Genomic DNA, 22339 nt, shown 5'->3' on the forward strand with positions numbered 1-22339 from the left:
AAGAGGACGACATGACATCCACCCCGCCGGTTTCCCCGGAGTTCGCCGCCGCGACGAGCGCCTACGAATGGGTCGAGATCAACGGCAACCATCTGGCGGTCGAGGTGCTCGGTCCTGAGGGTGCTCCGGTCATCATCACGCATCACGGCGCCCCCGGACTCGGATCTCGGGCAGAGCCGCGCGCGAGCTTCGGCCGTCTCGCCGACGAGTACCGCGTCGTGGTCTTCGACGCCAGGGGGAGCGGGCAGAGCGAGGGGGAGGGAACGTACAGCCACGAGCAGTGGGCCGCCGACATCGACGGTCTGCGTGAGTGGATCGGAGCCGAGAAGATCGTCATGGCCGGCGGATCGTACGGCGGATTCATGACGATGGAGTACGCGCTGCGCTACCCGGACCGCGTCGCGGCGATCGTGCTGCGGGACACGTCGGCCGACAACTCCAACGCGCACCTCGCCCGCGAGAACGCCCTGGCCTCCGACCGCGTGGCGATCGACATGGAGAAGTTCGATCGCATCGACGTTGGCCAGGTCCGCGACGATGAGGACCTGAAGGACTGCTGGCGCGAGATCCTGCCCCTGTACGACTTCGTGTACGACCCGGATGCCGTCGAGCGGAAGGTCCAGGCGACGCCGTACCGGTACCGCGCCCACAACTACGCATTCTCGGTGAACCTCCCGAACTACGACCTGAAGCCGCGTCTTCCCGAGATCGCGGTGCCGACACTCATCACCGTGGGCCGGACCGACTGGATCACGCCAGTATCGTGTAGCCAGGTGATCGCCGACCTCATCCCGGACTCCGAGATGGTCGTGTTCGAGAAGTCGGGTCACTCCCCGCAGATCGAGGAGGCAGAGGCGTGGACCGAGACCGTGCGCACGTTCCTGCACCGGGTGTACCCGCCGCTGACACGATGAGCAGTATTCACATCGGCCGCGAGTTCAGCGATCTCGACCGTCGCATCGTCGTCGCCCTGCAGCAGGACGGGCGAGCGAGCTGGACGTCGATCGCCGAGTTCGCCGGAGCATCCGTCTCCACCGTCACCCGACGCGGTCAGCAGCTGCTGTCCGAGGGCGTGGTGCAGGTCGGGATCGTTCCGACGCTCGGCAGCGAGGGGCACGTGGAGACGTTCTTCGTGCGGATCAACTGCACGCCCGGGTCGCAGCTCGCCGTCGCGCAGAAGCTGATCGGATCGCCGTACGTGCGATTCGTCACCCTCGTGACGGGCAAGTTCGACGTGTTCGCCGAGGTCGTGATCCCCGGTGACTCGGCGACGTACGCCCACGTGCTCACCGATCTCCAGGGGATCCCCGGGGTCGAGCGATGGCGCAGCGATCTGGTGGTGCACACCTACAAGGTGAGCTTCGACTGGGGGCGTCAGCTGTACGACGCGCACGCCGAGGCCACGAGCGACCCGAAGTCCTACATGCCGGCGCCGAACACCTGCGATCCGACGCATTTCGATGATGCGGACCGCGCGATCGTCGAGGAGCTCCGGCACAACGGCCGCGCATCGTTCCTGTCGATCGGTGCGAAGCTCGACATGAACGAGAGCAGCGTGCGCCGTCGCTACGAGCGCATGCGCAACGGCGGCTGCCTCACGACTGTCACGATGGTCCCGGCATCCGCTCTGGGGATGAGCGCCGAGACGCTACTGATCCTGCGCGTGGAGCCGTCGAGGATCGCATCGGTCGCGCAGACCCTCGCGCAGCACGTATCCGTCCGCTTCCTCGCGGCAGCCCTCGAGGAGAACTCCCTCTACTGCGAGATCATCCTCCCGAGCACCGAGACGCTGCACGACTTCCTCACCGGGACGATCGCGCACCTGAAGGGCGTGCGCGGCTGGAACGCCTCGATGGAGCTCGTCTTCATGAAGCGCGGCTTCATCGAGACGCCCTGGTGGCGCGCGCAGGTCGCCTCGGCGGGCGGGACCGAGGTCGAGGCCTAGGTCGCGTCGTCGTCAGCCTCTTCGTCGACGCCGGCCGCAACGCGGTCGGCCTCGGCGCTGTCGACCAGCGCATCGTCGATGTCGGTGTCGGGCACCTGCTCGCCGTCGACCTCCTTCGTCGGAACGCCGTCGGGGCTGTCGTCATCCGGGAAGGGGACGACGGGCGGGATCGGGTTGGACATGATCGCATCCTTTCGCGTGGTAGATCTGGATGCGGACACAGTACGACCCGCGCGGTCGCGCGACGGAGCGGGTTGACCGCGGCGGAACCGCGCGCTAGGACGGGAAAAGCCCCCGAGGATGAACCTCGGGGGCTTTCGTTGTGGACCTGGGGGGACTCGAACCCCCGACCCCCTGCATGCCATGCAGGTGCGCTACCAGCTGCGCCACAGGCCCAGAACGCCGCTCCGAAGTTCCCGGAGCAACTTGAAAAGAGTACTACACGAATCCGCGCGAGCACCAATCGGAGCGGGGGTCCCGGGCGCGTCGTCCCGGGTGCGGAACAACAGCGTGCTCGAGGACGTTCGATTCATCGTGAGCATCCTCGACAGCCTCGTGATCGGTGCAGGGCAGGCCGGCCTCTCGTCGTCGTTCCACCTGTCCCGCCTCGGGATCTCGCACGTCCTCCTGGACTCGGGCGACCGCCCCGGGGGAGCGTGGCAGCACCGCTGGGACGCGCTGACCATGCGCGACGTGCACGGAGTCGCGGAGCTCCCCGACGACGTCGCTCCCCCGCGTGACGACGAGCGCGCGAACGTCGCGGTGCCGGCGTACTTCGACGCCTACGAGCAGAAGCATGCGCTGCCGGTGATCCGGCCGGTGAAGGTCGATCGCGTCCAGGATCGCGACGGTCTTCTCGTCGTGCGCGCCGGGGAGAGGGAGTGGACCACCCGCACCCTCGTGAACGCGACGGGCACGTGGACGCATCCGTTCCTCCCGCACGTCCCCGGCATGGAGACCTTCGTCGGGGAGCAGCTGCATACGGTCGACTACCCCGGTCCCGCGCACTTCCTCGGCAAGCGCGTGCTGGTGGTCGGGGGAGGAGCGTCTGCCGTGCAGTTCCTCGGCGCCCTCGCCCCTCTCACCGAGACGCTGTGGGTCACCCGCCGCGAACCCGTCTGGCGCACGGACGACTTCTCCCCGGAGGCTGGTGCTGCGGCGGTCGCGCTCGTCGAGCAGCGCGTCGCGGCCGGGCTCCCTCCGCAGAGCGTCGTCAGCGTCACCGGTCTCATGCTCCGTCCGCAGGAGCGCGAGGCGGAGCGGCTCGGCGCCTACGCCGACCGCCGCCCGATGTTCGAGCGGATCGAGGCCGACGGCGTGCGCTGGGCGGATGGCTCGTTCGAACGCGTCGACGTGATCCTGTGGGCGACCGGTTTCCGTCCGGCGACCGCGCATCTCGCCCCCCTCCACCTCCGCAGCGCCGCAGGTGGCATCCAGCTCGATCGGAACGGCCGGGGGACGACCGCGGTCGCCGATCGTCGGATCCAGATGGTCGGATACGGTCCGTCCGCGAGCACGATCGGTGCGAACCGTGCAGGACGCTCGGCGGCGAAGGGCGTGCAGCGGATGCTGCGCCTCGCAGAGACTCCTGTGCCCGCCGGCTGACGGCGCGCCATCGATGCGAAACCTGTGTTCGGTAGGCAGCGCACCCCGTCGCTACGCTGAGGGCATGCTTCGCATCGTGTTCCTGGTCGTCTGGCTGCTGCTCTCGGTCTGGCTCCTCATCTGGGTGGGCGAGGGCCTCTTCGGCGTCGACCAGCGCCATTCGATCCTCCCGTTCTCCGGCGAGGACACGCTGGGCGGGCCGATCTTCATCGGCGTCGCCTGGGGGCTGCTGCTGACCTTCGGCGGGGTGTTCCTCGGCTTCAGCGGTCGCAAGAGCCCGCGAGGCGAGCAGCAGATCGGCGTGGGCTCGATCGTGGAGGTCTCCCGCACCGGGCTGACCATCAACGACGTGCCGCAGTACGACGTCTTCGTCCGGGTGACGCCGTCCGCCGGAGACGACTTCATCGGGCAGCTGCGGATGCTGGTGGAGGCCACCGATGCCGCTGCTCTGCAGGTCGGCCAGCCGCTTTCCGTGCGCTACAGCCTGACGGATCAGGACACCGTCGAGCTCGCCGATCCCTCCGAGCCGGCCGTCCGGGACGCACTCCTGCAGTGGCGCATCGACCGCGGGCTGATCGATCCGAGTCAGGTGCGGGCGCGGACCACCGGCATCTCGGTCCCGGCATCCGTCCTCGAGGTCCGTCCGACGGGCCGCCGCCGCGAGGGGCAGAGCGAGCTCGCCCTGAGGGTGCTGATGGCTCCGGACGGCGCGGCGACATGGGAGGCCGACACCACCGTCTTCGTCTACCCGCAGGCGATCTCCCACCTGCAGGTCGGCGCGCCGATCTGGGCGTTCTACCGTCGGGAGGATCCGCAGACGGTCGCGATCACGATCGAGAAGGAGGTCGGGCGATGAACCCCCTGGACACGCTGATGTGGCTGCTGAACTTCCCGGCGGCGCACGGCTACGCGATGGTCTTCGTCGCGGGCTTCTCGATCCTCGGCCTGTTCGCGATGTCGGTGCGCGCCGCCTCGCCCGGCGGCGAGCTCCGCGCCATCCGCGCGCGCGAGGGCCTTCTTCGTCCGGAGGAGCAGGCACGCGGACAGGTCGGCGGACGCATCCTTCGCGTCTTCTTCCGCATCCTGGCGTTCGTCATGCTGGGATCCCTGGTGATCGGCATCCTGAGCCTCACGGGTGTTCCGGTGACGCGCGCGTACATCCACGACAACGGCCGCCCGACCACGGCGACGATGGACGGCGACTGGGTGACCTTCACCACGGCCGAGGGCGTCGAGTACACGCTCGAGAGCAACTTCTTCACCCCGGCGGTCTACCCGGACCGTGACAGCTACCTGCCGAGCGGTTCGCCCGTGGCGGTGCGGTATCTGGCATCGCACCCGCAGGCGTTCGTGATCGACAGCACGCAGACTCCGCGCTGACCCCGGCCCCGAGGTCGCACCCGGAGCGTAGGGTGAGGAGCATGTCGCGCATCATCGTGTTCGGCGGCCACGGCCGCATCGCCCTGCTCCTCGCGCCCCTCCTCGTCGAGCGAGGTGACGAAGTCACCGGAGTCATCCGCAACCCCGACCACGCCGGCGATGTCGAGGCGGGCGGCGCCAGCGCGCTGGTGGCCGACATCGAGACCATGGACGTCGAGGCTCTCGCCGAGATCATCCGCGGTCACGACGCCGTCGTCTGGTCGGCCGGTGCAGGCGGGGGAGACCCGCAGCGCACCTACGCCGTCGACCGGGATGCCGCGGAACGATCGATGGATGCGGCGGAGCTCGCAGGGGTGCGCCGCTACGTCATGGTGTCCTGGATCGGTTCGACGGCCGATCACGGCGTTCCCGAGGGAGACTCGTTCTTCGCCTACGCCGATGCCAAGTGGGCAGCCGACGAGCACCTGCGCGGCACCGGGCTGGAAGGCACGATCCTCGCTCCCGGAACGCTCACCCTCGATGACCCCACGGGGCGCATCCTGATCGACCCCGAGGGTCGCGGAGAGGTGTCCCGCGCCGACGTCGCGGCCGTGATCGCCGCCTCGCTCGTCGAACCCTGCACGATCGGGCGCACCCTGCGTTTCGGCAACGGCGGCGAGCAGACCGCGCTTCCCATCGCCGAGGCGCTCGCCTGCTGATCACGCCGCAGGGAAGAGACAGCGGGAAGGGCACCGGGATGCGTCGACGCCGCGGTTGGGCGACCACCGCCCTCGTGGGGATCGCCGTCGCGACGCTGTGCGTCGGATCGGCTGCGTCGGCGACATCCACGACGGGCGCCCCTGAGCCGGCAGCCGCCGCGGTGCCATCCGGACCGAGCGATCGCGCCGAAGAGCTCGTCGCCCGGATGACGGTGGCGGAGCAGGCCGCGAGCATCGTCATGGGACACGTGCCGGAGACGGATGCCGGTGCCCTCCACTCCTACATGGAGTCCGGACTCGGGGGCTTCATCCTGATGGGTGCCAACATCCCGGGGACCGAGGCCGAGCTCCAGAGCCTCACGGCTGCGCTCACCGTCGATCCGGCCCTTCCGCCGTTGATCGCCGTCGACCAGGAGGGCGGCCTCGTCTCGCGGCTGAACGGCGACGACTTCGCCGCCTCGACGACACTGAAGGATCGTCCGGTCGACGAGGCCGCTGCCGCCTTCGCCGCCCGCGGCTCGCTCGTCGCCCGTGCCGGCATCACGGTGAACTTCGGAACGGTCGCGGACTTCACGGCCGACACAGCATCCTTCAGCTACGGGCGCTCGCTCGGCACCGATGCGACGACGGCAGCCGATCGGGTCGCCGCGGCCACGACGGCCCAGGAGCAGTTCGTCGGCTCGACGCTCAAGCACTTCCCGGGCCACGGGGCTGCGCCGGGGGATTCGCACAGTGCGATCCCGAGCACTCCGATGGGGCTGGAGGAATGGCGTGCGACGGAGGCTCTGCCCTTCGCCGCCGGCATCGACGCGGGCGCGTCGCTGCTCATGTTCGGCCACCTGTCCTACACGTCCGTCGATCCGGCGCCCGCCTCGCTGTCGGCGACGTGGCACGAGATCGCGCGAGATGAGCTCGGATTCGAGGGGGTCGCGGTGACTGATGATCTCGGCATGCTGCTGTCGTCCGGGGATCCCGCGTACGCGGATCCGGTGGCCAACGGGGTGGCCGCCGTCGCCGCAGGCAACGACCTCGTGCTGATGATCGCCGGGTCCGATGCGCAGACGGCGGGACAGATGGCCGCGGGTATCGCTGCCGCGGTCGACGCCGGCTCGCTCCCGGCCGAACGCCTGGCCGAGGCGGCCACGCGCGTGATAACGCTTCGGCTCGCTCTGTCCGCAGCGACCGCGCAGTGGTCGGTGTGCTCGGACTGCGAGCCGGTCGACTGAGCCTCAGGCCGCTTCGGCCGTGCTCTCCCCGAGCCAGGCCGCGAGCAGCGCGGATCGCAGGGCGATGCCGCGGTCCGCGAACTCGCGCTGACGGCGCACGTACTCGCTCTTCCCCTCGACGGTCTCGATCGGCACGGGCACGATGCCCCAGGCCGAGAGGTCGTACGGCGCGGCCTCCATGTCGAGCAGGCGGATGTCGCGCGCGAGCTCGAACGTGTCGAGCAGCAGCTCACCCGGGATCAGCGGTCCGAGCTTCATCGCCCACTTGTACAGGTCCATCCCGGCGTGCAGGCAGCCCGGCTGCTCGAACAGCGGCTGCTCATCGCGCGACAGAGAGGTGCGATTGCGCGGCACGGCGTCGGGCGTGAAGAAGCGGAAGGCGTCGAAGTGCGTGCAGCGCAGGTCATGATTCTCGACGACCGCGTCGGTGCCTGCCTGTCCGAGCCGCAGCGGCACCGGATGCCGGTGCTCGTCGGCACGGTACACCATCGCCCACTCATGCAGGCCGAAGCATCCGAACTGGCCGGGGCGCGAGGCCGTGCGGCGCAGCATCCGCTCGATGAGGTCGGCGAGCTCCTGCTTCTCGGCAGCGAAGGCCTGGGCGTCTGGCACCACGGAGTCCATCGTCGAGCCGGGGGAGTACCAGCGCCAGGAGGCGCGCTCGGGGGCATCCGCCAGCTCGATGCCGGCCCCCGGGTGCCATCGCCGCAGCTGTGCGGGCTTATAGGCGTAATAGGTGAAGAGGAAGTCCCACACCGGATGCTTCTCGCCGCGCGCGGCGCGGTCGCGATGCGCGGCCGTCAGGGCGTCGGCCCGCTCCTGGTGGGCGCTCTCGCGCACCAGCCACTCCTCGCGTGCCACCGCCATGTCAGTGCAGGATGCCGGCCTCGCCGAGCTGATCGCGGAGCCCTGCGCCGTCTTCGGCACTGACCCAGGGAGCGGAATCCGCGGCGTGCGGCTCCGACTCGGCACGACCACCGGCGAGAACGGCTTCGGCGGGGAGCAGGCGACGGATAGCGACGCCCGCCACGGACTCGGGATGCTCCTCCATGAACTGCGTGTAGATGGACTCGTCGTGCTGACCGTCGTCGCCGATCAACAGCCACTTCACATGAGGGAACTCGGAGGCGAGCCGACGGAGGTTGGTGAGCTTGTGCTCGCGTCCGCTGCGGAACCAGCGGTCGTGCGTGGGGCCCCAGTCGGTGAGGAGCATGGATCCGGCCGGGAACAGGTGGCGACTGAGGAAGCGCCACAGAGTGGGGGCGACGTTCCACGCGCCGGTCGACAGGTAGACCATCGGGGCGCCGGGGTGCTGACGCAGCAGCTGGTCGAGGAGCACGGCCATGCCGGGGACGGGGAGGCGCGCATGCTCGTCGAGGACGAAGGAGTTCCAGAAGGCGATGAACGGGCGCGGGAGGGCAGTCACCATCACGGTGTCGTCGACATCGGACAGCACCCCGAAAGTGGTGCTCGCGGCGACGATGAAGGCGCGGGCCTCGACGGGCTCCTGTCCCTCGACCGAGATCGTGAAGGTCTGCCACCCTGGCTCGAGATCCGCGTGGATGACGGTGTCGACGACGCCTCCGCGGTCGGCGACCACCTGGTGCGTCGAGCCGCCGACATCGACGGTGACCGCAGCGAAGCTCACCGGGATTCCGACGAAGCTGCGCCATCCGCGCACACTCGCGGGTTCGCCGTCGCGTGTGCGGCGCTGCGGAGGAACGATCAGCACACGGCCGACGACGCGCACCCAACCCGGTCCGCCGTAACCGGGGAACGGCAGGATCGTCGCGACCCGTCCACGGCGTCGCGCGCGGCCCTCACGCCAGACGTGGAGGCGGTGTTCGAGTCGCGCGAACCAGTGGATCCGGGGCGCCGGGGGTGCGGAAGCCATTGCCTCAGTCTTTCACGTCGGCGTCGGTCTCCGCGTCCTCCGAGTTCAGGTGACGGGATTCCAGACGCTGCAGCAGCTTCTTCCCCAGGAAGGCGAGCACGAGGAACAGCGCGATGATGCCGACGAAGATGTACCCGGCGAAGTGCACGCGGTCGACGAGTTCCCGGAAGCTCCCGGCCGCCAAGGACGAGACGCTGACGTACGCGGTGGCCCAGATGACGCACGCGGGTGCCGTCCAGGCGAGGAAGCGGCGGTACGGGTACTCGCTCATGCCGACGGTGAGCGGGACGAGCGAGTGCAGCACCGGCAGGAACCGGGACAGGAAGATGGCAATGCCGCCGCGGCGCGCCAGGTAGTTCTCGGCGCGCACCCAGTTCTTCTCGCCGATCCGCCGTCCCAGCCACGACGAGCGGATGTGCGGCCCGAGCCAGCGGCCCAGGAAGAAGCCGATGCTCTCGCCGATGAGGGCGCCGATGACGACCGCGACGCCCATCGCGATGCCTTCCAGAGGGCTGGCGACGCCGATCGACGCGATGATCACGATCGTGTCGCCCGGGACGATGAGTCCGATCAGGATGCTCGTCTCCAGCATGACGGCGAGCCCGGCGACGAGGGTGCGCGTGACCGGATCGATCGACTGCACGGTGTCGAGGAGCCAGAGCAGGAGGTCGTCCACCTCATGAGGATACGGGAGCAGGCCGGTCCTAGGCTGGACAGGTGCGCGAACGCCTGAGTCCCCGAGAGCTGCCCGGGTGGGTGGACCCGGCGCGCGTGTTCCGGATGCTGGAGGCGCAGGCAGCCGACGTGTTCTGGCTCGATGCCGGTGCGGCAGCGACCGAGGGCTGGAGCTTCGTCGGCACGGGGGAGCCGTCGTCACTCCCCGACGACGTGCGCCTCGACGTGGTGCCTGCGGATGACGGGCGTCCGCCGTTCGCCGGTGGATGGGTCGGCTGGCGTGATTACGAGAGCGGGGCGAGGGCAGCGGGAGCGCCGGTGTCCGACAGTGCGGACGAGTCGGCATCCTCCTGGTTGCGCGCCACGCGCGTCGTCGCCTTCGATCACGCGGCCGGCCGCACCTGGACGCTCAGCGCGGAGGCGGATGCCGAGACGTGGGCGGTCGCCGTCGCGGCGGCATCCGCTCGTCCGGCCGGAGAACCCGGCGGCGAGGCGGACAGCGCTCCCCGGGTCGCCGAGGCGCGACACGATCCCCAGGAGTACGCCGCCCTGATCGAACGCTGCCGCGGACTCATCCGTGCGGGCATCGCCTATCAGCTGTGCCTCACGACGCGCTTCACCGTACCGGGGGCGCATGACGCCGTCGCGGTCTACGAACGGTTGCGCGCGGCCACGCCCGCGCATCACGGCGGGTTCGTCCGCATCGGAGGGCGCGCACTGCTGAGTGCGAGTCCCGAGCAGTTCCTGCACGCCGGGGGAGGCGTCATCCGCTCCCGTCCCATCAAGGGGACGCGTCCGCGCAGCGCAGACCCGCAGACGGATGCCGCGCTCGCTGCCGAGCTCGCGGTGAACGTCAAGGAGCGCGCCGAGAACGTGATGATCGTTGACCTGATGCGCAACGACCTCTCTCGGGTGTGCGTTCCGGGAACGATCCGGGTCGACGGCCTGTGGACCGTGGAGAGCTATCCCGCGGTGCACCAGCTCGTGAGCACCGTGAGCGGCACGGCGGCGGAGGGCACCACCGTCGGCGCGCTGCTCGAGGCGACATTCCCGGCCGGGAGCATGACGGGAGCGCCGAAGCTCTCGGCCATGACACGGCTGCACGAGTTGGAGGGCGGCCCGAGGGGCGTGTACGCCGGATGCTTCGGGTATGTCGGCGTCGACGGCGCTGTCGACCTCGCGATGGTCATCCGGAGCATCGTGATCGACGCGGACGAGGCCGTGATCGGCGCCGGGGGCGGAATCACCTGGGGGTCGGTCGCCGCGGCGGAGGTCGCCGAGGTCGCGACCAAGGCGCGTGCCCCCCTGGCCGCGCTCGGCGCGGAAATGCCCGCCCTCTGGGGTTCCGATATCCTGAACTGATCCCGTTTTTCCCTGCAGATTGGTCGTGCGTTCGTTGTCTGAGAACCTGTCCTTCGGTCCCGCCGACGAGGGGACCCCGTCGGCGCACGCCATCCAGAGCAAATGGCAGAAGTACTGGGCGGAGAACGAGACCTTCCTCACGGGCGGCGATGACGACAAGCGCCCGCGGCGGTACGTGCTGGCGATGTTCCCGTACCCCTCGGGCGACCTGCACATGGGGCACGCAGAGAACTACCTCTACTCCGACATCGTCGCGCGCTTCTGGCGCCACCGCGGGCACAACGTGCTCAACCCGATCGGCTGGGACTCGTTCGGTCTGCCCGCCGAGAACGCCGCGATCCGCCAGGGGGCCGACCCTCGCGAGTGGACGTACACGAACATCGCCCAGCAGAAGGCGGCCTTCCAGTCGTACGGCGTCTCGTTCGACTGGTCGCGCGTGCTGCACACCTCCGACCCGGAGTACTACCGCTGGAACCAGTGGCTGTTCCTGAAGCTGCACGAGCGCGGACTGGCCTATCGCAAGAAGAGCGCCGTCAACTGGTGCCCCAACGACCAGACCGTGTTGGCGAACGAGCAGGTCGTCGACGGCCGCTGCGAGCGCTGCGGGTACGAGGTCGTGAAGAAGAAGCTGACCCAGTGGTACTTCAAGATCACCGACTACGCCGACCGCCTGCTCGATGACCTGAATCAGCTCGAGGGGTTCTGGCCGCACAAGGTGCTGCAGATGCAGCGCAACTGGATCGGCCGCTCGATCGGAGCCGACGTCGACTTCCGCATCGAAGGACGCGACGAGCCCGTCACGGTCTTCTCGACGCGCCCCGACACGCTGCACGGTGCGACGTTCTTCGTCGTGGCGCCCGACTCGGATCTGGCGTCCGAGCTCGCCGTCGGTGCCCCCGTCGAGGTGCAGGAGCGGTTCCGCACCTATCTGGAGCAGGTGCAGAAGGAGACCGACATCGATCGGCAGTCCACGGACCGCCCGAAGACCGGTGTGTTCCTGGAGCGCTACGCGATCAACCCGGTCAACGGCGAGAAGCTGCCGGTCTGGGCGGCCGACTACGTGCTGGCCGACTACGGTCACGGCGCGGTCATGGCCGTGCCGGCGCACGATCAGCGCGACCTGGACTTCGCCCGCGCGTTCGACCTGCCTGTCAAGGTCGTCGTCGACACCACGGCGCCTGTCACCGGGGCGATGCCGGTCATCGAGGTCGATGAGGAGGGCGTGCCGATCGACACCGGCGCCGCACTCGACGAGCAGAACCCCGCGTCCACCGGCATCGCCCTGACCGGCGAGGGGCGCATGATCAACTCAGGCGCGCTGAACGGTCTGTCCAAGCGCAACGCGATCGCCCGCGCGATCGAGCAGCTGGAGGCATCGGGCACCGGGCGTGCGGCCAAGAACTACCGTCTGCGCGACTGGCTGATCTCGCGCCAGCGCTTCTGGGGCACCCCGATCCCGATGCTGCATGCCGAGGACGGCCGGATCATCCCGGTCTCCGAGGACCAGCTGCCGGTGAAGCTGCCGAGCGTCGAAGGCCTCGACCTGAAGCCCAAGGGCTCGTCGCCGCTCGGTGCGGCCGAGAGCTGGGTGCAGACGGTCGACCCCGAGACCGGTGACCCGGTGCTGCGCGACCCCGACACCATGGACACCTTCGTCGACAGCTCCTGGTACTTCCTGCGCTTCCTGTCGCCGAACAGCGGCACCGTCGCGTTCGACCCTGCTCAGGCGGCGCGCTGGGCACCGGTCGACTCGTACATCGGCGGTGTCGAGCACGCGATCCTGCACCTGCTGTACGCGCGCTTCATCACCAAGGTGCTGTTCGACATGGGGCTGATCGACTTCACCGAGCCGTTCTCGAACCTCATCAACCAGGGCATGGTGCTGCTCGACGGCGCCAAGATGTCGAAGAGCAAGGGCAACCTCGTGCTCTTCGAGGAGGAGCTCGACGCCTACGGAGCGGACGCGCTCCGCGTCGGACTCGCGTTCGCCGGGCCGGTGGAGGACGACAAGGACTGGGCCGACGTCTCGACGACCGGTGCGCAGAAGTTCCTGGCGCGTGCTCTGCGGATCGCGGGCGAGGTCGACAGCCCGGTGGACGTGGTGTTCGCCGGTGGCGATGCCGCCCTGCGTCGTGCCACCCACAAGCTGCTGGCCGAGGCGCCGGCGCTGGTCGAGCAGACGAAGTTCAACGTGCTCGTGGCACGCCTGATGGAGCTCGTCAACATCACGCGCAAGACGATCGACGGCGTCGCCGGTGCCACCGACCCCGCCGTGCGCGAGGCCGCGGAGACCATCGCCGTGATGCTCGACCTCATCGCCCCGCACACCGCGGAGGAGATGTGGGAGATGCTCGGCCATGAGCCGTCTGTCGGCCTGGTGACGTGGCGTTCGGCCGATCCTGCACTGCTCGTGGAGGACACGATCACGGCCGTCGTGCAGGTGGGCGGGAAGGTGCGCGCGCAGCTCGAGGTGTCGGCGCGGATCGGCGAGGCCGAGCTCGAGTCGCTCGCGCGGGCCGACGAGCGTGTGATCCGGTCGATCGGCGACCGCGAGATCGTGAAGGTCGTCGTGCGCGCGCCGAAGATCGTCAGCTTCGTCGTCAAGGGCTAGAGCCGTTCCTCCACCGGGGGCGATCCTGAGGGGTTGTCCCCGGTGCGTGGTTTCCGGGCTCTGTCGGGTGTCCGCGTCGGCCTAGCGTGGCGGGATGCCTCCAGAGCCGCCCCCGCCTGCGCCGCGACGTCGTCTGCGGCTGAGCATCGGCGCCGGTGTGGTTCTCGCGCTCGTCGTGCTCTCGGCAGCGGTCGGGTTCGGCATCCTGCGTGGCCAGGCGGCGCCGGTGGATTCCCTGCCGCTGTCAGAAGCCGGCGCCACGCCGGGCCCGACCGGCGAGCTCTACGTGCACGTGCTGGGAGCCGTCGCGCGTCCGGGACTCTACGTGCTCGACCTCGATGCGCGGCTCGTGGACGCCGTCGCGGCAGCGGGGGGAACGACCGATGATGCCGACCTGACGGCGGTGAATCTCGCTCGCGTCCTCGCGGACGGCGAGCAGATCATCGTGCCCACGGTGGGCGCGACCGCGGACGCATCGGGCGCCACTGCGCCGGGCGACGACCGCATCGATCTGAACACGGCCGACCAGGCGGCGCTGGAGACGCTTCCGCGCATCGGCCCGGCACTCGCGGAGCGGATCATCACGTGGCGCGACGAGAACGGGCGCTTCGCGTCGGTGGACGACCTGCTCGCGGTGCCCGGGATCGGCGAGAAGCTGCTGGCCGGCATCCGCGAGGCCGTGCGCGTATGAGGTCCCGCGATCTGCGTCTGCTGCCGCTCGCGGCGGCGGTGTGGTGCGTGGCTCTCTTCTGCGTGCTCGTCCCGGGGGTCGCATGGGGGAGTGCGGCGATCGGCGGTGTCGCAGCCGTCTCTTTTCTCTGCGTGCTCGTCTGGCGCCGACGTGGTCATGGCCGGCGCATCGACGGTGGCGGACTGCTCGTGGTGGCTCTGGCCGCCGGTGCCGCGGTCGCGATGTCTGCGGGGTTCGCGTCACCCGCGCGCGACCGCATCGCAGAGTGGGACGGCCGTGTGGTGGAGGTGCTCGCCGACGTGACGTCCTCGGCGTCGGTCGGTCAGGACGGACGACTCTGGTTCGAGGCCGTGTCGGTCGGCGTCGGGCCACCGGGGAAGACGGCGCCGCTGTCGGCGCCCGTGCGAATCGGCATCGACCCGGCCGACGGGTTCGATCTCGGAGCGCGCATACGCGTCACCGGCGAGGCGGCCGCGACCGATGCGGGGGAGCGCTCGGCCCTGGTCCTCTTCGGCGGCGACGCCGAAGTGATCGCGCCAGCATCGGGCGTGTTCGGTGCGGCGGCGGCGCTGCGGCTGGCCTTCATCGAACGCTCACTCCGCCTGCCCGACCCGGGCGCAGGGCTCCTTCCCGGACTCGCCGTGGGCGACACCCGTGCCGTGACCGACGCGTTGACCGACGACATGCGTACGAGCGGGCTCAGCCACCTCACGGCCGTCAGCGGCGCGAACTGCGCGATCGTGGTCGGTGCCGTGTTCTGGCTGACCGCCCTGTGCGGCGGAGGACGGATGCTGCGCGTCGTGCTGGCCGCGACGGCATTGGCGGGGTTCGTGGTGCTCGTCACGCCGGAGCCGAGCGTCATCCGCGCTGCCGTGATGGCCGGTGTCGCGATGCTGACCGTGCTGCTCGGCCGACCGAGCGCGGGCGCCGGCATGCTCTCGCTCTGCGCCGTCGTGATCCTGCTCGCCGACCCGTGGCTGGCAGCGACTCCCGGTTTCGCGCTGTCGGTCGTGGCCTCCGGCGCGCTGATCCTGCTGGCACCGCCACTGAGCCGGGGGATGACGCGATGGATGCCCGGCCCCGTGGCGCTGGCGATCGCGGTGCCGCTCGCTGCCCAGCTCGCCTGCGGACCCATCATCGCCCTGTTCGCCGAGCAGCAGTCGCTCATCGGGATCGCCGCCAACCTTCTCGCGGCGCCGGCCGCCCCCGTCGCGACGGTGATCGGACTGCTCGCGTGCCTCGCCGCACCGATTCCACCCCTCGCGGACCTCTTGACGGCGTCTGCCTGGCTGCCGGCAGCGTGGATCGCGACGACGGCGTCGACCACGGCGCAGCTGCCGATCGCTCAGCTCCTGCTCCCGGCGGGGATCGCCAGCGCGCTGCTGGTGCTTCTGGTCAGCGCCTCGCTGGCTGCCGTGCTGATCGGTCGGCGCGGCACCTCTTCTCCGCGGATCGCGCGGGCGATCGTGCTGGCTCGACAGGGTGCAGCGGGCGTCCTCATCGTGGTGCTCTCCCTCGCCGGAGCGCATCTCGTCCTGTCCGGCCCGCTCGCCACATCCACGGCACCCGACGGCTGGTCGATCGCCGCGTGCGACGTGGGGCAGGGCGATGCGCTCCTCGTGCGATCCGCCGGCCAGGTGGCGCTGATCGACACGGGTCCGGAGCCGGGACCGCTTTCCGAGTGCCTGGCGTCGCTCGGCGTCCAGCGCATCGACCTGCTCGTGCTGTCGCACTTCGACCTCGACCACGTCGGCGGCACGGCTGCCGTCGAAGGGAAGGTCGGCACCGTGCTGCACGGCCCCACGGCAGAACCTGCCGATCAGCGGCTCATCGACGACCTGGCAGCCGCCGGGGCGCGCCTCGCACCGGCGTCGGCGGGCCTGCGGGGCGTCCTGGGGTCAGCGGCCTGGCGAGTGCTGTGGCCGCTGCGGGACTCTGCGGCCTTCCCGCCCGGCAACGACGCGAGCGTGGTGATCGACTTCGCCGGCGGAGAGGTGCCCCGCTCCCTGTTCCTCGGAGACCTCTCGGCTGAGCCGCAACGCATGCTGATGCGCTCGGTGCGGCTCGGCGCATACACCGTGGTGAAGGTCGCGCATCACGGCAGCGCGGATCAGGATGCCGGACTGTACGACGCGGCGCAGGCGACGGCGGCGATCTTCAGCGCCGGAGCCGACAACGACTACGGCCACCCGCGGGAGGAGACGCTCGACCTTCTCGGCGCAACCGGCGCACATCTCCTTCGTACCGATACCCAGGGGCGCATCCTGCTCGGTATCCGCGATGGCCGGCTGCAGGTCTGGACGGAACGGGACCCGTGACCGTCCTCACGCGCTCGTGAATATACATCGGGGCGTTCCCCTGTACGCCAGGGAGGTATTCTGCTGCCATGCCTCTCACCCTCGGCGAGCTCATCGCGGACCCGGAGCTGGACATCCGTGTCGAGTACTGGAACCGCGACGCGGATCCGGTGGTCACGGGTGCGCACGTGTCAGAACTGCTTCGTCCCGGCGAATGGCTGGCAGGCGGCGAGATCCTGATGACCGTCGGTGTGCAGCTTCCGATCACGCCGGACGACTGCGCCGCCTACGTCCGCGACGTCAAAGCGGGCGGTGCGGTCGTTCTCGCGCTCGGTCTCGGGCACCGGCTCCCGCACCGGTCGGTGCCGCCGCTCCTCATCGAGGCGGCGTTGGCAGAGGACCTTCCTCTGCTCGGCATCCCCGAGGAAGTGCCCTTCATCTCGATCACGAACGCGGTGTACGCGGCGATCGTCCTCGACGAGCGGCACGCTCTGGAGCGCCTCGTCGAACTGCACAAGTCGCTGACGTTCAGTGCGGCATCCGGAGGCGGACTGGAGGGGATCGTCGCGACCTGGACCGCGGCGACCGGCGTCGGCGTCGTCGTCACCGACCCCCTCGGTGTGCAGATCGTGGCCAGTGATCCCTCGGAGGGAACCCATCCCGAGGAGGAGACGCTGCGCGAACTCGCGGCCGTGCTGGCTCCGAAAGGCGTGCGCGGGGCGCTGAAGACGACGATCGACGGCCAACCCGTCGAGGTGCAGCCGGTCGGAACGACCAGGCTGCGTGCGTTCGCGATGCTCATCGGCAACGCGGGTCCGCTCATCCCGGTGGCGACCACCGCGCTGATCTCGATCCTCGCGCTCGAGCTGGAGCGACGATGGCTGACGAGCGAACCGGACAGACAGCAGCGAGCGCGGGACTTCCAGCGAATCCTCATCGCCGAGTCGGAGAGCGAGGCCGAGGCGCTGCTCCGCGCCGCAGGGCTGACCGGCGCGGAGTTCCGATGCATCGCCGTCGATCCCGGCGACGGATCTCCCACGGACCTGGTCGCAGATCTCTCACTGACCATCCGGGGCGGGCTCATCCGGCACACGGAGGGCGGGCCCGTGGAGGCCATCGTCGCGAGCGACGCCGACATCGAGGAGGACATCCGCCGTTTCGCCCCCGCATCGGCCGCGGGGATCGGATCATTGATGACGCCCGGGACGCTCGCCTCCTCGCGGGCGCAGGCGATGGCGGCGCTGGTCACCAGTCGCACGCTCGGGCGTCCGGTCGCCTACCGACGCGGATTCACGCAGGACTGGCTCACGAACGCGACCGACCTCGAGATGGCGCAGACGTTCAGCGATGCGGTGCTCGCGCCGCTCACCCAGGCCGACCCGAGCGGCGCGCTGGTGGCGACGGTCGAGGCCTGGCTGACCGCCAACTGTCAGATCGATCCTGCGGCGGAGCGCCTGCGCGTCCACCGGCACACGGTGCGCGCTCGACTCCGCAAAGTCGAACAGCTCATCGGCCAGCCGCTCGACCAGCTCGATACACGGGTCGAGCTCTGGCTCGCCCTGACCGCGAAGGGCGTGCACCGGCTCCCGAACGCCAGGCCGATGGATTCCTGAGCGAACTGCTCACAGACTGATGCGCCTCGCCGGGGGGCGAGGCGCATCAGCCGTTCTACCTGGTCGCGACGAGCGCGGAGCGTGGATCCGACACCAGCTCCTCGACGGCGTCGCTCCAGGAAGTCCCCTGCCGGATGTGCCGTCGAGCGGCGACGATGGCCCGACGCATGGCGATTCCGCACGCGGCGGAGATCCGGTCGCCCGAGCGGGCGAGTGCCAGGAACCCGCCGTCCGGGAGGTCGTCGTGCACGACGACCATCTCCTCGCCGGATGCCACACCGACGAACTGCAGCCGCTTGCCGTAGACATCCGACCAGTAATACGGAACCGTGTCGAACGGTTCCTGCGCGTCGGTGACGGCGTTGCGGCCGGCACACGCGCCCTGCTCGGCAGCCGGGGTCCAGTGCGGACTTCTCAGCCGGCGTTCGAAGAGCTCGCTGGGCCAGGAGACGATGTCCCCGGCCGCGTACACGTGCGGCGCCGCGCGGAGGAACTCGTCGCACACGATTCCGCCCGGATCGAGCTCGACCCCGGAGCCTGCCAGCCATTCGGTCGCCGGCTCACCGCCGATGCCGTAGGCGACGACGTCGGCGGCGACCTCCGACCCGTCGGAGAGCACGATGGATGATGCGCCGACCTCGGTGATGGTGCATCCGAGCCGAACATCGACACCGTGCGCGCGATGCATGCGGACGAGGGCATCGGCAGCCTGCGTGCCGAGCGCACCCTCCAGCGGTCTCGGCGTCGCGCTGAGAAGGGTCACATCCACGCCGCGGCTCCGTGCCGAACTGGCGAGCTCGGATCCGATGAATCCGGCCCCGAGGATCGCCAGGCGTCCTGCTCCCGCATCGAGGCGCTCCCGCAGCCGCAGCGCGTCGGCCATCGTGCGCAGCGGGTACAGGCTCTGCTCCTGCCGCTCCGTGCGGAAGCTCCGGGATCGGTGGCCGACGGCCAGAATGATCGAGGAGTAACTCAGCCATTCCCCGCCCACACGGACGCGCCTGCCCGCGACGTCGAGCTCCTCGGCGGATCGGCCGAGCCGCAGGTCGATGTCGAGTTCGCGCGTGAGCTCGTCCACATCGCGCAGCAGCACCTCCGGCGGTGCCGACTCCGTGATGAAGTCCTTCGACAGAGGCGGACGGTCGTAGGGCGGATGTTCCTCGTCGCCGATCATCATCAGCGCTCCGGAGTAGCCTGCCTGCCTCGCGCCTTCTGCCGCACGGAGACCGGCCAGGCCGGCGCCGATGATGATCAGCGGCGGAGCAGGTTCTTCGACAGACTCGGGAGCAACGATCGGCGTCTCCATCAGCCGACTCGATCTCGCACGGTCATGGGGAACGCGGAATATCCCCAGACGCCGATGCGGTCACGGCGGACGACGCGATCGGTCGCGACCTCGAAGGAGTCCCAGCGGCTGACGGCGTGCTTCAGCAGGGTGCGCATCTCGAGACGGGCGAGATGCTGTCCGAGGCACGCGTGGATCCCGCCGCCGAATGTGATGTGCGGATTCGGCGACCGATGGATGTCGAGCACGTCAGGATCGGTGAAGACGCGAGGATCGCGGTTCGCAGCGAGGATGGCGAGCTGGATGGACTCGCCGGCCTTGATGGCCTGATCGCCCAGCACGATATCGCTGATCGCGACTCGTGCGGTGAACGGCGAGGGCGATGCGAAACGGAGGAACTCCTCGGCAGCGCCCGGAATGAGCTCGGGGTCTGCCTTCAGCTCTTCCCAGACGTGCGGGAACTGCGTCATCGCCTCGAACGCCGCCGGAATGATGGTGGTGGTCGTCTCCGTGCCGGCGGAGACGAGCTCTTCGAGGCGGATCACGGCCTCCTGCTCGGACAGCAGCGTTCCCTCCTCCAGGCCCCGATGCAGCTTGTACAGGACCGTGCCGGGCTCGGCGGTCGGTCCGAACGTTCGCAGAGCGTCGCGGAGGTGGTCCTCCAGGTTCTGGGCGGCGGCGTCGCTGAGCTCCAGGTCGATGCTCTCGAGATGCGGCTCGAGTGAACGGGTCAGGTCGATGGCCCAGTGGTTAAGCTGCAGCGCGTCCTCGGGCTCGTACCCGATCAGCTTCGTGACCACCGCGAGCGGCAGCGGCACGGAGATCGAGTCGAGGACGTCGAACTCGGTGTCGGCTTCGAGGTCGTCCAGGAGGCTGATGACCGTCTTCTCCACGATGTCGGCATAGTCGCGCTCGACCGCGCGGGGCGTCAGGAGCGGTGCCGTGTGGCGTCGCAGGCGGGGATGGTCAGGCAGGTCCGTCGTCACGAGCGCGCCCTCGATGCCTCGAGCGATCGCAGTGCCTTTGCCGAACGGGCACTGCTGCGCGTAGTCGTTGATCTTGTAGAGGCTCGCGTGGGCCTCTTCGAGGTTGTTGAGCACGCTCACGACGTCGGCGTGGCGACTGATGATCCAGCTGCCGGCGGCATCCGACCAGTGGACCGGGTTCTCTTCCCGCATCGCGTTGAACACCGGGACCGGGTTCTCGTAGAGGGCGGGATCTGCGAAGTCGAGCGTCGTGCTCATGGCATGGTCCTTTCAGTGGAGAGGATCGGGAGGTCGGCGGACGTGAGAGCAGGACGATCGAGGACACGGGACAGGATCACGAACAGGACGGCGGTCACGAGCCCTCCGAAGAGGATGGACATGTCGACGCCGCCGAGCCACCGCGAGATGGGGCCCTGGTAGGACGCCCCGTTCAGGGAGAGGAGGGCGATGACCGATCCGACGAGCAGAGCGACGATGCCGGAGATCCGGAAGCCCCCGCGGTACCAGAACGGGCTGTCCGGGGAGGTGACAGACAGGGCTCGGCCGTCGTAGCGACCGCGACGGCGGATGCTGTCGATGAGGAGGATCGCCGTCAGGGGTGCGGCGATCGAGCCGAGGCAGGTCAGTCCGAGCTGGAGGATGCCCAGGAAGTCGTCGGCGAGGAAGAGCACGTAGACCGTGGCGGCGGCGGCCGTGAGGCCGAGTGCGATCACCGCGGTCACCCTGTTCACCGGAACACCCGCGGCCTGGATGCCGAAGCTCCCGCCGTAGATCGTCATGACCGTGTTCATGATCGAGCCGATCACGATGACCACGACGAGGACGGTTCCGAACCAGTCCGGAACGAGTCCCACGAGACCGGCGATCGGGTCGGTCATATCGGTCGCGGTCGCGGCGAGCACGCCGATCAGCTCGAGGCCGACCAGGGGGATCATGCCGCCGAGACCGACCGCGAGGACGATCGGGGTGCGTCGTGCCGTGCTCGGGATCTGCCGCGCGAAGTCGGCGGCGCTGCCCCAGGAGAGCGGCATCGCGATGCACAGCGTCAGGGCGATGATGAAGCCGATCACCGGCTGATCCGTCGGGACCGGTACAAAGGCCGCGAGATCGACCTTCTGCACGACGAAGAAGGCCAGCAGGACGAAGGCTGCGGCGATGATGATGGTCAGGACACCACTGGTGCGGACCATCATGTTGTAGCCGTAGATGGCCAGTCCCACGGATGTGAGCACGATCAGCCCGCACACGACGGCCGTCGTCGCGGGACCCTGCGCGATGCCGAGTCGCTCGGCGATCACCAGGCCGCCCTGGGTGCCGATGACCAGATTCACGGTCGTCACCATGGCGGACAGGACGACGACGACGCCGGCGCCGAAGATCCGATTCCCGCGTAGACCGAAGATGGCCCGGGTGATGATCGAGGTCGGCACTCCACCGGCAGCGCCGAGTGTGGCGAACCACCCCATCAGGAACATCAGGGTGTTCGACAGGAGGATGACGACGACGGCCTGCCACACTTCGAGCCCGAAGAGCATGATCGTCGCGCCGATGACCACGTAGAGCTGGGTGACGTTGGCCGAGAGGAACATGAAGAAGAGGTCCCGCGGCCGACCGGATCGCTGCTCGTCGGGGATGAAGCTCGCGCCCTGGACTTCGACGGCACTCGCGCTGGCGTTCATCGCCGCGCCTACGCCTTCTCAGCAGACGACGGCGAGCCGATCTCCAGGAGGGTGATCGCCTGCGTCGGGCACCGGACGCACGCGGCCTTCACATCTTCCAGAGAGGCGCCGTGCACCTCGGCGATCATGACCTGGGCGATGCCGTCGTCATCGATCTCGAAGACATCGGGGGCGAGCTCCTCGCAGATCCCGTGGCCTGTGCATTTGACCTGATCAACCATTACACGCATGAGAAGTCCTTCATCGGATTGTCCTTCGGGGGACGGGGCGGTCGCGTCTCTGCGCCATCCCATTCCCGGAACGATATGGCGGTAGGTGCTCGTCCGCACATATCCGCCGTGTACAAGAATTCGGCGCAGGTTGGCTGCTGTGTACGTCGCGGCGAGGTGGGC

At 69.4% G+C, this 22339-nt stretch carries 20 protein-coding genes and 1 tRNA gene; 12 read left to right on the forward strand and 9 right to left on the reverse strand.

What is annotated here, in order from left to right:
* Positions 1–11: 11 nt before the first annotated feature.
* On the forward strand, positions 12–914 hold the full coding sequence (locus tag ABD648_RS00960; protein WP_282216875.1) for an alpha/beta fold hydrolase: 903 nt from the start codon (positions 12–14) through the stop codon (positions 912–914).
* A complete protein-coding gene (locus ABD648_RS00965) occupies positions 911–1945 on the forward strand; it encodes an Lrp/AsnC family transcriptional regulator (RefSeq protein ID WP_282216876.1) in 1035 nt (344 codons plus the stop codon). The genes ABD648_RS00960 and ABD648_RS00965 overlap by 4 nt, the downstream gene beginning before the upstream one ends.
* Here ABD648_RS00965 and ABD648_RS00970 read toward each other — a convergent pair.
* Both ABD648_RS00970 and ABD648_RS00975 read right to left on the reverse strand, forming a co-directional pair.
* Positions 1942–2127 (reverse strand): hypothetical protein, encoded by a 186-nt coding sequence (locus tag ABD648_RS00970; RefSeq protein ID WP_282216877.1) that lies wholly within the window; start codon positions 2125–2127, stop codon positions 1942–1944. The genes ABD648_RS00965 and ABD648_RS00970 overlap by 4 nt on opposite strands.
* Positions 2128–2268: 141 nt before the next feature.
* Positions 2269–2341: transfer RNA gene (locus ABD648_RS00975), tRNA-Ala, on the reverse strand.
* 114 nt (positions 2342–2455) lie between these two features.
* Between ABD648_RS00975 and ABD648_RS00980 the strand changes: the two genes are divergently transcribed.
* From ABD648_RS00980 to ABD648_RS01000, 5 genes are all read left to right on the forward strand, one after another.
* Positions 2456–3550, forward strand: a complete 1095-nt coding sequence (locus tag ABD648_RS00980) for an NAD(P)-binding domain-containing protein (protein ID WP_282216878.1) — start codon at positions 2456–2458, stop codon at positions 3548–3550.
* Between the two features lie 64 nt (positions 3551–3614).
* Positions 3615–4406 carry a hypothetical protein gene (locus ABD648_RS00985; RefSeq protein WP_282216879.1) on the forward strand — a complete coding sequence of 264 codons (792 nt, stop codon included), beginning with the start codon at positions 3615–3617 and terminating at the stop codon, positions 4404–4406.
* Complete coding sequence (locus ABD648_RS00990) at positions 4403–4930, forward strand: hypothetical protein (protein ID WP_282216880.1); 528 nt, start codon at positions 4403–4405, stop codon at positions 4928–4930. Before ABD648_RS00985 ends, ABD648_RS00990 begins: the two co-directional genes overlap by 4 nt.
* 41 nt (positions 4931–4971) lie before the next feature.
* Complete coding sequence (locus ABD648_RS00995; protein WP_282216881.1) at positions 4972–5628, forward strand: SDR family oxidoreductase; 657 nt, start codon at positions 4972–4974, stop codon at positions 5626–5628.
* Positions 5629–5666: 38 nt separating this feature from the next.
* On the forward strand, positions 5667–6854 hold the full coding sequence (locus tag ABD648_RS01000) for a glycoside hydrolase family 3 N-terminal domain-containing protein (RefSeq protein WP_282216882.1): 1188 nt from the start codon (positions 5667–5669) through the stop codon (positions 6852–6854).
* A 3-nt stretch (positions 6855–6857) separates the two neighbouring features.
* Here the strand turns inward: ABD648_RS01000 and ABD648_RS01005 are convergent, their stop codons facing one another.
* From ABD648_RS01005 to ABD648_RS01015, 3 genes are read right to left on the reverse strand one after another with little or no spacing between them, the layout of a single operon-like run.
* Positions 6858–7721 (reverse strand): 3-methyladenine DNA glycosylase, encoded by an 864-nt coding sequence (locus ABD648_RS01005; protein WP_282216883.1) that lies wholly within the window; start codon positions 7719–7721, stop codon positions 6858–6860.
* Position 7722: 1 nt separating this feature from the next.
* The gene (locus ABD648_RS01010) at positions 7723–8748 is read right to left on the reverse strand and encodes an App1 family protein phosphatidate phosphatase (RefSeq protein WP_282216884.1); all 1026 of its coding nucleotides are present in this window, start codon (positions 8746–8748) and stop codon (positions 7723–7725) included.
* 4 nt (positions 8749–8752) lie between these two features.
* Entirely contained in the window at positions 8753–9424 is a 672-nt protein-coding gene (locus ABD648_RS01015; RefSeq protein WP_282216885.1) for a DedA family protein, read from the reverse strand.
* Positions 9425–9465: 41 nt separating this feature from the next.
* Here ABD648_RS01015 and ABD648_RS01020 point away from each other — a divergent pair, with 41 nt between their 5' ends.
* The 5 genes from ABD648_RS01020 to ABD648_RS01040 all read left to right on the forward strand — a co-directional run bounded on the left by ABD648_RS01020 (position 9466) and on the right by ABD648_RS01040 (position 17997).
* Positions 9466–10785 carry an anthranilate synthase component I family protein gene (locus ABD648_RS01020; protein WP_282216886.1) on the forward strand — a complete coding sequence of 440 codons (1320 nt, stop codon included), beginning with the start codon at positions 9466–9468 and terminating at the stop codon, positions 10783–10785.
* 34 nt (positions 10786–10819) lie between these two features.
* The gene (gene leuS / locus ABD648_RS01025; protein WP_282216887.1) at positions 10820–13396 is read left to right on the forward strand and encodes a leucine--tRNA ligase; all 2577 of its coding nucleotides are present in this window, start codon (positions 10820–10822) and stop codon (positions 13394–13396) included.
* A gap of 94 nt (positions 13397–13490) precedes the next feature.
* Positions 13491–14087, forward strand: coding sequence for a ComEA family DNA-binding protein (locus ABD648_RS01030; protein WP_282216888.1), 597 nt, complete (start codon positions 13491–13493; stop codon positions 14085–14087).
* Positions 14084–16405: a ComEC/Rec2 family competence protein gene (locus tag ABD648_RS01035; protein WP_282216889.1), complete on the forward strand. Its 2322-nt coding sequence runs from the start codon at positions 14084–14086 to the stop codon at positions 16403–16405. Before ABD648_RS01030 ends, ABD648_RS01035 begins: the two co-directional genes overlap by 4 nt.
* 68 nt (positions 16406–16473) lie before the next feature.
* Positions 16474–17997: a PucR family transcriptional regulator gene (locus tag ABD648_RS01040; RefSeq protein ID WP_282216890.1), complete on the forward strand. Its 1524-nt coding sequence runs from the start codon at positions 16474–16476 to the stop codon at positions 17995–17997.
* A gap of 55 nt (positions 17998–18052) precedes the next feature.
* Here the strand turns inward: ABD648_RS01040 and ABD648_RS01045 are convergent, their stop codons facing one another.
* Genes ABD648_RS01045 through ABD648_RS01060 form a run of 4 tightly spaced genes read right to left on the reverse strand, consistent with a single transcriptional unit; the run spans position 18053 to position 22168 of the window.
* Positions 18053–19303 (reverse strand): NAD(P)/FAD-dependent oxidoreductase, encoded by a 1251-nt coding sequence (locus ABD648_RS01045; protein WP_282216891.1) that lies wholly within the window; start codon positions 19301–19303, stop codon positions 18053–18055.
* Positions 19303–20526, reverse strand: coding sequence for a cytochrome P450 (locus ABD648_RS01050; RefSeq protein ID WP_282216892.1), 1224 nt, complete (start codon positions 20524–20526; stop codon positions 19303–19305). The genes ABD648_RS01045 and ABD648_RS01050 overlap by 1 nt, the downstream gene beginning before the upstream one ends.
* The gene (locus tag ABD648_RS01055; RefSeq protein ID WP_282216893.1) at positions 20523–21947 is read right to left on the reverse strand and encodes a purine-cytosine permease family protein; all 1425 of its coding nucleotides are present in this window, start codon (positions 21945–21947) and stop codon (positions 20523–20525) included. Before ABD648_RS01055 ends, ABD648_RS01050 begins: the two co-directional genes overlap by 4 nt.
* Positions 21948–21955: 8 nt before the next feature.
* On the reverse strand, positions 21956–22168 hold the full coding sequence (locus tag ABD648_RS01060) for a ferredoxin (protein WP_344708097.1): 213 nt from the start codon (positions 22166–22168) through the stop codon (positions 21956–21958).
* Positions 22169–22339: the final 171 nt, after the last annotated feature.

Origin of the sequence: Microbacterium luteolum (assembly GCF_039533965.1) — a bacterium.
Classification (GTDB): domain Bacteria; phylum Actinomycetota; class Actinomycetes; order Actinomycetales; family Microbacteriaceae; genus Microbacterium; species Microbacterium luteolum.

Bases quoted from the DNA above. Each gene is read 5' to 3' on its own strand.
- ABD648_RS00960 (WP_282216875.1), top strand. From the start codon at position 12: ATGACATCCACCCCGCCGGTTTCCCCGGAGTTCGCCGCCGCGACGAGC.
- ABD648_RS00965 (WP_282216876.1), top strand. From the start codon at position 911: ATGAGCAGTATTCACATCGGCCGCGAGTTCAGCGATCTCGACCGTCGC.
- ABD648_RS00970 (WP_282216877.1), bottom strand. From the start codon at position 2,127: ATGTCCAACCCGATCCCGCCCGTCGTCCCCTTCCCGGATGACGACAGC.
- ABD648_RS00985 (WP_282216879.1), top strand. From the start codon at position 3,615: ATGCTTCGCATCGTGTTCCTGGTCGTCTGGCTGCTGCTCTCGGTCTGG.
- ABD648_RS00990 (WP_282216880.1), top strand. From the start codon at position 4,403: ATGAACCCCCTGGACACGCTGATGTGGCTGCTGAACTTCCCGGCGGCG.
- ABD648_RS00995 (WP_282216881.1), top strand. From the start codon at position 4,972: ATGTCGCGCATCATCGTGTTCGGCGGCCACGGCCGCATCGCCCTGCTC.
- ABD648_RS01000 (WP_282216882.1), top strand. From the start codon at position 5,667: ATGCGTCGACGCCGCGGTTGGGCGACCACCGCCCTCGTGGGGATCGCC.
- ABD648_RS01005 (WP_282216883.1), bottom strand. From the start codon at position 7,721: ATGGCGGTGGCACGCGAGGAGTGGCTGGTGCGCGAGAGCGCCCACCAG.
- ABD648_RS01010 (WP_282216884.1), bottom strand. From the start codon at position 8,748: ATGGCTTCCGCACCCCCGGCGCCCCGGATCCACTGGTTCGCGCGACTC.
- ABD648_RS01030 (WP_282216888.1), top strand. From the start codon at position 13,491: ATGCCTCCAGAGCCGCCCCCGCCTGCGCCGCGACGTCGTCTGCGGCTG.
- ABD648_RS01035 (WP_282216889.1), top strand. From the start codon at position 14,084: ATGAGGTCCCGCGATCTGCGTCTGCTGCCGCTCGCGGCGGCGGTGTGG.
- ABD648_RS01040 (WP_282216890.1), top strand. From the start codon at position 16,474: ATGCCTCTCACCCTCGGCGAGCTCATCGCGGACCCGGAGCTGGACATC.
- ABD648_RS01045 (WP_282216891.1), bottom strand. From the start codon at position 19,303: ATGGAGACGCCGATCGTTGCTCCCGAGTCTGTCGAAGAACCTGCTCCG.
- ABD648_RS01050 (WP_282216892.1), bottom strand. From the start codon at position 20,526: ATGAGCACGACGCTCGACTTCGCAGATCCCGCCCTCTACGAGAACCCG.
- ABD648_RS01055 (WP_282216893.1), bottom strand. From the start codon at position 21,947: ATGAACGCCAGCGCGAGTGCCGTCGAAGTCCAGGGCGCGAGCTTCATC.
- ABD648_RS01060 (WP_344708097.1), bottom strand. From the start codon at position 22,168: ATGGTTGATCAGGTCAAATGCACAGGCCACGGGATCTGCGAGGAGCTC.